This window comes from Campylobacter concisus (assembly GCF_002912425.1).
GTDB lineage: Bacteria > Campylobacterota > Campylobacteria > Campylobacterales > Campylobacteraceae > Campylobacter_A > Campylobacter_A concisus_AH.
This window is the reverse complement of the sequence record NZ_POYR01000182.1, coordinates 1-7,088: the sequence shown is the minus strand read 5'-3', so window position 1 is coordinate 7,088 and position 7,088 is coordinate 1. Positions and strand designations below refer to the sequence as shown.

Annotated in this window: 10 protein-coding genes; all 10 read left to right on the top strand. The window is 40.1% G+C overall.

All coding sequences use genetic code 11. From position 1 onward, the window contains the following. Positions 1–269: Fur family transcriptional regulator (locus CYP84_RS09900; protein ID WP_141089218.1), on the top strand; the 269-nt coding region annotated here is incomplete at its 5' end. 102 nt (positions 270–371) lie between these two features. Continuing rightward, entirely contained in the window at positions 372–695 is a 324-nt protein-coding gene (locus CYP84_RS09895) for an HMA2 domain-containing protein (protein WP_002942231.1), read from the top strand. Further along, positions 688–1,338 (top strand): aminotransferase, encoded by a 651-nt coding sequence (locus CYP84_RS09890; protein WP_103635872.1) that lies wholly within the window; start codon positions 688–690, stop codon positions 1,336–1,338. The genes CYP84_RS09895 and CYP84_RS09890 overlap by 8 nt, the downstream gene beginning before the upstream one ends. Positions 1,339–1,369: 31 nt before the next feature. Then, positions 1,370–1,681, top strand: a complete 312-nt coding sequence (locus CYP84_RS09885; protein WP_234410694.1) for a hypothetical protein — start codon at positions 1,370–1,372, stop codon at positions 1,679–1,681. Positions 1,682–1,690: 9 nt separating this feature from the next. Beyond that, positions 1,691–2,005 carry a hypothetical protein gene (locus CYP84_RS09880; RefSeq protein WP_012001863.1) on the top strand — a complete coding sequence of 105 codons (315 nt, stop codon included), beginning with the start codon at positions 1,691–1,693 and terminating at the stop codon, positions 2,003–2,005. After that, positions 2,005–2,322, top strand: a complete 318-nt coding sequence (locus tag CYP84_RS09875) for an oxidoreductase (RefSeq protein ID WP_103637421.1) — start codon at positions 2,005–2,007, stop codon at positions 2,320–2,322. Before CYP84_RS09880 ends, CYP84_RS09875 begins: the two co-directional genes overlap by 1 nt. Further along, on the top strand, positions 2,291–4,381 hold the full coding sequence (locus tag CYP84_RS09870) for a heavy metal translocating P-type ATPase (protein ID WP_430393523.1): 2,091 nt from the start codon (positions 2,291–2,293) through the stop codon (positions 4,379–4,381). Before CYP84_RS09875 ends, CYP84_RS09870 begins: the two co-directional genes overlap by 32 nt. Positions 4,382–4,395: 14 nt before the next feature. Further along, on the top strand, positions 4,396–5,859 hold the full coding sequence (locus CYP84_RS09865) for an alanine/glycine:cation symporter family protein (RefSeq protein WP_103590653.1): 1,464 nt from the start codon (positions 4,396–4,398) through the stop codon (positions 5,857–5,859). Positions 5,860–5,869: 10 nt separating this feature from the next. Then, positions 5,870–6,127, top strand: coding sequence for a helicase (locus CYP84_RS09860; protein ID WP_103637419.1), 258 nt, complete (start codon positions 5,870–5,872; stop codon positions 6,125–6,127). 1 nt (position 6,128) lies between these two features. Further along, positions 6,129–6,962 carry a ModD protein gene (modD, locus tag CYP84_RS09855; RefSeq protein WP_103637418.1) on the top strand — a complete coding sequence of 278 codons (834 nt, stop codon included), beginning with the start codon at positions 6,129–6,131 and terminating at the stop codon, positions 6,960–6,962. The last annotated feature ends 126 nt before the right edge of the window (positions 6,963–7,088 follow it).

Here is a 7,088-nt window from a genome sequence, read left to right as displayed (position 1 = left end):
CTTCTATATATACCTTTTTAAATTTTCTTGAAGAGCACCATTTGGCAAATAGTTTTGAGCAAAATGGTGTTAAAAATTACGAGTTAAATTTAAAATCCTCTCACGATCATCTGATCTGCGAAATTTGCGGAAAGGTAGTTGATTTTGAAGATGAGATGATAGAGCAAAGACAAGATCAAATTTGTAGCCAAAGGTCATTTAGCGCAGAGTCTCACAAGATGATACTTTATGGAATTTGTAGTGATTGCCAAGCAAAAAATGGGGTTTAAATTTATCATTTCATTTTGCTTTTTGATAATGAAAGACAAAAAAATTTTAGATTGATTTAAGTTACAGATTAGATAATACGCAGACAAAATAAAAGGATGAAAATGGATATAAAAACACAGACTTTAGCACAAGTTGCAAGCTATTTTTCTATGATAGCTCACACAAATGGCAGACTAAGAGTAAGGGTTAGCCCAAAGATCAAAGAGCTAAGCAGTAGCGTAAATTTGGCCAGTTTAGATGACATGATAGCTCAGATAAATGGCATAAAAAATGTTAAATTTAACAAGATAATCGGCTCTGTAACGATCGAATACGATCATGAAATTTTCCCTAAAAATCTCTGGGAGGATCTCTTAAAAGGGCAAAATTTAGAAGAAATTTCAGCTAAAGTAAATGAAGTAGCAAGAGAAGTAAAATATGCTTAACGAGCTTTTAAACGCCTCTTATACGAGCGAAAAAAACGCACTTAGGCTATATGAAAGTCTAGCTTCATTTGGCGAAGTATTTGATCAAATCGCAAGTGTGAGAAAAAATGCGATCATCTTGATAGAGAAATTTGCAAGTGCGCATGAATATGAGCTTGTTTGTGAAAACGAAGCTATCTTTTTGCCAGCAAAAAATAAAGAAGATGCGCTGATAGAGGCACTAAACTATGAAAATGAGCTAAACAAAATGTATGAAAAATTTTGTGAAAGCTTAGATGATGAGGAGCTAAAAGATCTATTTTTTAGACTTTGGGCTACTTCAAATAACGAATACATCGCCTCTTTAAAGCATTGCTTAAAAGAAATTTATAGTGGAGCTGGGGCAAAAAATGAGCTAAATTTAAATGAAATTTCACAAAATTTTGAGCAAAATGGCATAACAAATATTTTAGAAAGCTATCAAAATGACTTTAATGAGATAACTAAAAGCTTGCAAAATATCGCAAGCGGTAAGGCTGATAAAAGCGAGTTGGCAAAGATCACAAACAACCCAAATTTCTCGTTTTTTAGCGGGCTTGCACTTGGGGCATTAGGCATTTCAGTAGTTAGCAAAAATTTAAATAAGGATGAAGAAGATGAATAATTTACAAAATCAAACAAAGAAAGGATTTAAAATGGCATTACCATTTTTAGCAGGTTTAGCAGTAGGCGGTTTAGCAGTAGTTGCTTGGAGTAAAAGAGATAAGATCAAAGAGTGCGCAAAAGACGGCTTAGACAAAGGCAAAGAGGCTGCAAAAGATCTTTACAAAAAAGGCAAAAATGTCGCAAAAGACGCAAAAGACTTCATGGTCAAAGAAGAGAAAAAAGCAAAACGTGGCGTTAAAAAAGTAGAAAAAGAGGCTGAAAAAGTGGTTAAAAAAGCAAGAAAACCACGTGCTAAAAAGCCAGCAGCTCCAAAAGCTATCACACCAAACGATATAGCTTAAGGATAGAGAATGCAAGAAAATAATCTTTTTACGCTTTCAAATACAAGGCTTCCGTTTGATCACTTCATCAGCGGAGCCTTAATCGCTGGTATGGGTGCAGCTGCACTTGGCTTTAACGACTATCTAAACAACAGAGCAACTAAAAAAGATGTCGCTAAGAAGATAGTAAAATACGCTGTAACTGGCGGTTTTGTCGGTGCTGTTGGCATTCACGCTTCAAATTTGATAGCACAAAAAAAATATCTAAACGCAGCAGCTTTCACAGCAGCTGGCATCGGCGGTCTTTTGATAGCTGAAGAACTAATAAAATTGGAGAGTAAATAATGAATAACCCTTATATCAATGAAGAAAACGCAAACGAAGTAGCAAACAACGCAGCAGCAACTCAGCCAAGTGCGGTTGATAATGCGATAAACAATGCAGCTCAAAATTTACCATTTGTACCTGAAAATTTTAACGCAGCTGGCTTTGTAAAAGGCCTACTTTTAGGCGGCATAGCAGCTTATGTGCTAACTAATCCAAAAGCACAAGAGTGCGTATTTAAAGCGATCATCAAAGGTGGCGAGCTAATAAACGCTGGCATAGAAGAACTAAAAGAGCGTTTTGAAGATGTCAAAGCTGAACTTGACTCACAAAAATAAGGTCACTCTAGCTCATAAGAGCAAAAACAGAGCGAGGTTTATTTGCGAGAGCCTAAACGCTAGAAGCGATGTCAGCGCTATCGAGGCTGCGATCTCAGAGCGAACCGATGCAAGAAGCGTGCGTGTAAATAAATACGCAAAAAGCATCGTCGTCGAGTTTGATAAGAGCTATGAGAAAATTTTAGATTTTATAAAAAGCTATGATTTTCCAACCAAGCCAAAAGATGAGGGCCTGCCTAGCAAAGCAAATATCTACAAAGCTGCTGCTGCACTTGGTGTAACGCCATTTATGAGTAATAAAACTCTAAAATCAGCCGTAACTCTTTACGCCACAGCTCCAAATTTAATAGAAGGCGCAAAAGAGCTAAGGCATGAGGGCATCACCTCAAAAGTGCTCGAGGCAACTGCTATTGGCACAAGTCTTGCAATGGGTGATCATTTGGCTGCAAATAGCACAAATTTGATGATAAATATCGGCGAATACATGGAGGAGAGTGCTAGCCACAGAAGTGATGATCTTATCAAAGAGCTAGCCAAACCAAACATCGAAGAGGTCTGGGTCGAGCGAAATTTAAACGGTGAAAAGACGCTTGAAAAGGTAAAAACCGAAAATTTAAAAAAAGGCGACATCGTAGTAGTCGGAGCTGGCGAGACGATAGGCGTTGATGGCTACATCGTCGAGGGCAATGCTGATGTCAATCAAGTCTCAATGACTGGAGAGGCCGAACCAGTGGCAAAAGCTAGAGGCGACCGTGTCATAAGTGGCACTGTTGTCGATGAGGGCAGGATCAAAATTTGGGCTGAAAACGTAGGTAGCGACACCGCAACCGCAAGGATCAAAGAGTACATCCAAACTTCACTTAATGAAAAATCAGCCATTGGCGTAAAAGCTCTAAAACTAGCCGATAAGCTAGTGCCAGTGACACTCTCTCTTGCTGGGCTTTCGTATGTTATAAATAAAAATATGAACAGCGTTGCTAGCGTGCTTCAGGCTGATTACTCTTGCGCGCTTAAGCTTGCTACACCAGTTGCGTTTAAGTCAAGCATCTCGAAAGCCGGCAGAAACGGCATCCTCATAAAAGGTGCAAAGGCGATCGAGGCTCTAAGCTCGGTTGATACCTTTGTCTTTGACAAAACCGGCACTCTAACTCATGGACGCCTAAGCGTGGTTGAAATTTACTCTTTTAAAGATGGATTTTCAGAGGCTGATATCTTAAATTTAACAGCAAGTGCCGAGGAGCACTACTTCCATCCAGTAGCTGAAGCGATAGTTGAGGCTGCAAACAAGCGTGGATTTAGCCACATTCACCACGACGAGGTCGAATTTATCGTGGCTCACGGTGTAAAAACAGCGATGCACGGCAAAGAGGTGGTCATCGGCAGTAGGCACTTCTTAGAAGATGATGAGATGATAAGCTTTAAAGCTCACGAAACGCTCATAAGCAAGGCTTTGCAAAGCGGTCTAACCCTGCTTTACGTGGGATACGACAAAGAGCTTGTTGGTGTGATCGCTATGAAAGATGATATGAGAGCAAACGCTAAAGATATGGTGGCAAAACTACGAAATCTTGGCGTAAAAGAGATAGTTATGCTAAGTGGTGACATAAAGAGCAAAGCTGAAGAGGTAGCGCGCGAGCTGGGGCTTGATAGGGTCTATGCTGAGTGCTTGCCAACTGATAAAGCAGCGATCATCGAAGAGCTAAAGAGTGAGGGCAAAAAGGTCGCTTTTGTAGGTGATGGCATAAACGATGCGCCAAGCTTAACAAAAGCAAATGTTGGCATCAGCATGCACAAAGGTGCTGATATCGCTAAAGCAACGGCTGATATAAGCCTTTTAAAAGATGACATCATGAGTGTAGCACTTGCAAAAGAGCTTGCTAATAAAACTATGAAGTTAATTAGCTCAAATTTCCGCTCAACCGTTGGCGTAAATACAGCCATACTAAGTGCCGCAACGCTTGGCATGCTAAATCCAATAGCAACTGCCATGCTTCACAATGGCACGACGATCTGGCTTTTGCTCAACTCAATGAAGGGCGTGAAGATCAAGTCAAAATAAATTTGAAAGGATAGATGGTGTTTGAGAATTTCTTAAACTTTTTAAACGGCAAAATGGATGTAGCCAACGACTTTTTATATGGATATTTTTTGGTTATCATCCTTGTAGCTTCAGGAATTTACTTTAGCTACCTTACCCGTTTTGTGCAGTTTAGGATGTTCTTTGAAGCTTGCAGAGTTCTGGTAGAGAAAAAGGATAAGTATAACAAGCACCATCTAACGCCGTTTCAAGCGCTGATGATATCGACTGCTTCGCGTGTCGGCATCGGCAACATCGCTGGAATTTCAGCTGCCATCGTTGCAGGTGGTCCAGGGGCACTTTTTTGGATGTGTTTGATGGCTTTTTTAGGCTCAGCTTCAGCCTTTATCGAGAGCACTTTGGCTCAAATTTATAAAACTAAAGATGTCTTTGGCTTTAAAGGCGGACCGGCTTATTACATCAAAAACGGGCTTGGCATAAAGTGGCTTGGCTCTTTGTTTGCCATCATCCTCATCATCACCTATGCTTATGGCTTTAACGGACTTCAAAGCTACACCATGACCTCTGCTTTTGAAATTTACTACGACAAAGCAGGCAGCAACATCACCTTTGCACAAAGTGGCTTGCCTATTGGTATCGGACTTATCCTTACAGCATTTACAGCTGTGATGTTTTTTAGCAAGAGTCACATCATCGGCAAAGTTAGCTCATATATCGTGCCTTTCATGGCGCTTACTTACATCTTGCTAGCTATCATCGCGATCGTTTTAAATTTCAAAGAAATTCCAGCCGTTATCAAGATGATCATAGAAAGTGCCTTTGATTTTAAAGCGATCTTTGGCGGATTTGCTGGAAGTGTGATCGTAATAGGCATAAAAAGAGGACTTTTCTCAAACGAGGCTGGCATGGGCTCAGCGCCAAATGCAGCGGCTGCTGCTCACACAAGCCACCCAGTCAAACAAGGGCTAGTGCAAGCAATGGCGGTCTTTATCGATATGACGATATGCATCGCCTCTGGTATGATCGTGCTTTTTTCTCAAGCATATCTTACAAAACAAACTGGCGTAAGTGGCGAAGTGCTAACCGCCCTACCTCTTGTTCAAGCAGCGATGAAAGAGTATTTTGGCGACTTTGGACTACACTTTACGACCCTTGCAGTAGTGCTATTTGCCATCACATCGCTCATCGGCAACTACTACTACGCACAGGCAAATATGAAATTTCTAACAAAAAGCAAAAATTTAACTCTAGCATTTAAGATCACAGCAGTGATTATGATATTTATAGGCGCTCAGATGAACTTAAAACTAGCTTGGAATATCGCTGATATCACGATGGCAGCTATGGCTACGATAAATATCATCGCCATTTTCTTACTATCAAAAGTAGTGATAATAGCGATAAAAGACTACGAAGCTCAAAGAAAAGCTGGTAAAAATCCAGAATTTGACCCAGAGAGTCTAGGCATCAAAAACACAAGCTGCTGGGGCAAAAACTAAAGGAGAAAATTTGGGAAAAGATATAAAGATAAACGGCAAACTACTAGACCTAAATACCCATAGACAAGTAGCAAAGGTCGGCATGAGCGTCACTTTGGCATCCGTTTGCCTAAGCGCACTTTTTATGAAAAATAGATCTGTTAAAAAATTCCACGTAGCTTCTGGCATCGCATTTACATGCTTTGCGCTTTACCACGCTGGACTTTACGACAACGGCATCTTTAAAAAGATGATCGTAAAAGCAAAAACCGCTTCAAAAAAGGCATAAGATGAGACTAAGCGACGCTGAAATTTTAGCCTACATCAACGAGGATCTACCCTACTTTGACCTCACAACGTCGCTTCAAGATATCGATAAAAAAGCCTCGCTTGAAATTTACTCGCGTGATGAAATTTGCGTTAGCTGCGTAGATGTAGCAGCAAGCGTGGCAAGGCTACTTGGCTGCGAGAGCGAAATTTTTGTCAAAAACTCTCAAATTTGCAAGGCTGGCGATGTGATCATAAAAATTTATGGTAGCTACGAAGATGTGCATAAGGCTTGGAAACTGGCCCAAGTCGCACTAGAATATGCTAGCGCCATCGCAACCTACACAAACAAAATGTCAAAAGCTGTAAAAAGCGTCAATGAAAAATGCGAAGTCTTAGCAACCAGAAAGAGCTTCCCATTTGCAAAGAAATTTTGCGTAAAAGCCGTGCTTGAAGGCGGTGGCGGTATGCACAGACTTGGACTTAGCGACAGCGTTCTTTTCTTTAAAAACCACATAAAAGCCTACGCTAGCTTTGATGAATTTATCTCACATTTGCCAGAATTTAAAGCCAAAATGGTCGAGCGAAAGATCTGCGTCGAGGCTGAAAATTTAGATGAGGCAAGCAAGCTTTTAAAGGCAAAATGCGACGTCGTGCAGTGTGATAAATTTAGCCCAGAGCTTATCAAAAACGTGCTAGCTTTAAGAGATGAAATTTCGCCAAATACCATAATCCTAGCAGCTGGCGGTGTAAATTTAGCAAATGCAAAAGAATTTGCAGCTGCCGATGCGATAGTAACTTCTGCAATGTATTCAAAAGGCGTTGCTGACATCAGCGCAAGACTTGAAATTTTGTAAAACTTTACAAATAAAAATACATATAATTTATATATCAAATAATAAATATCTCTAAAATTTTAAAATTTATGAGCAAACACACCATATCCTAAATTTAAACTTGCTAGAGTTTTAATTCGCATGCAG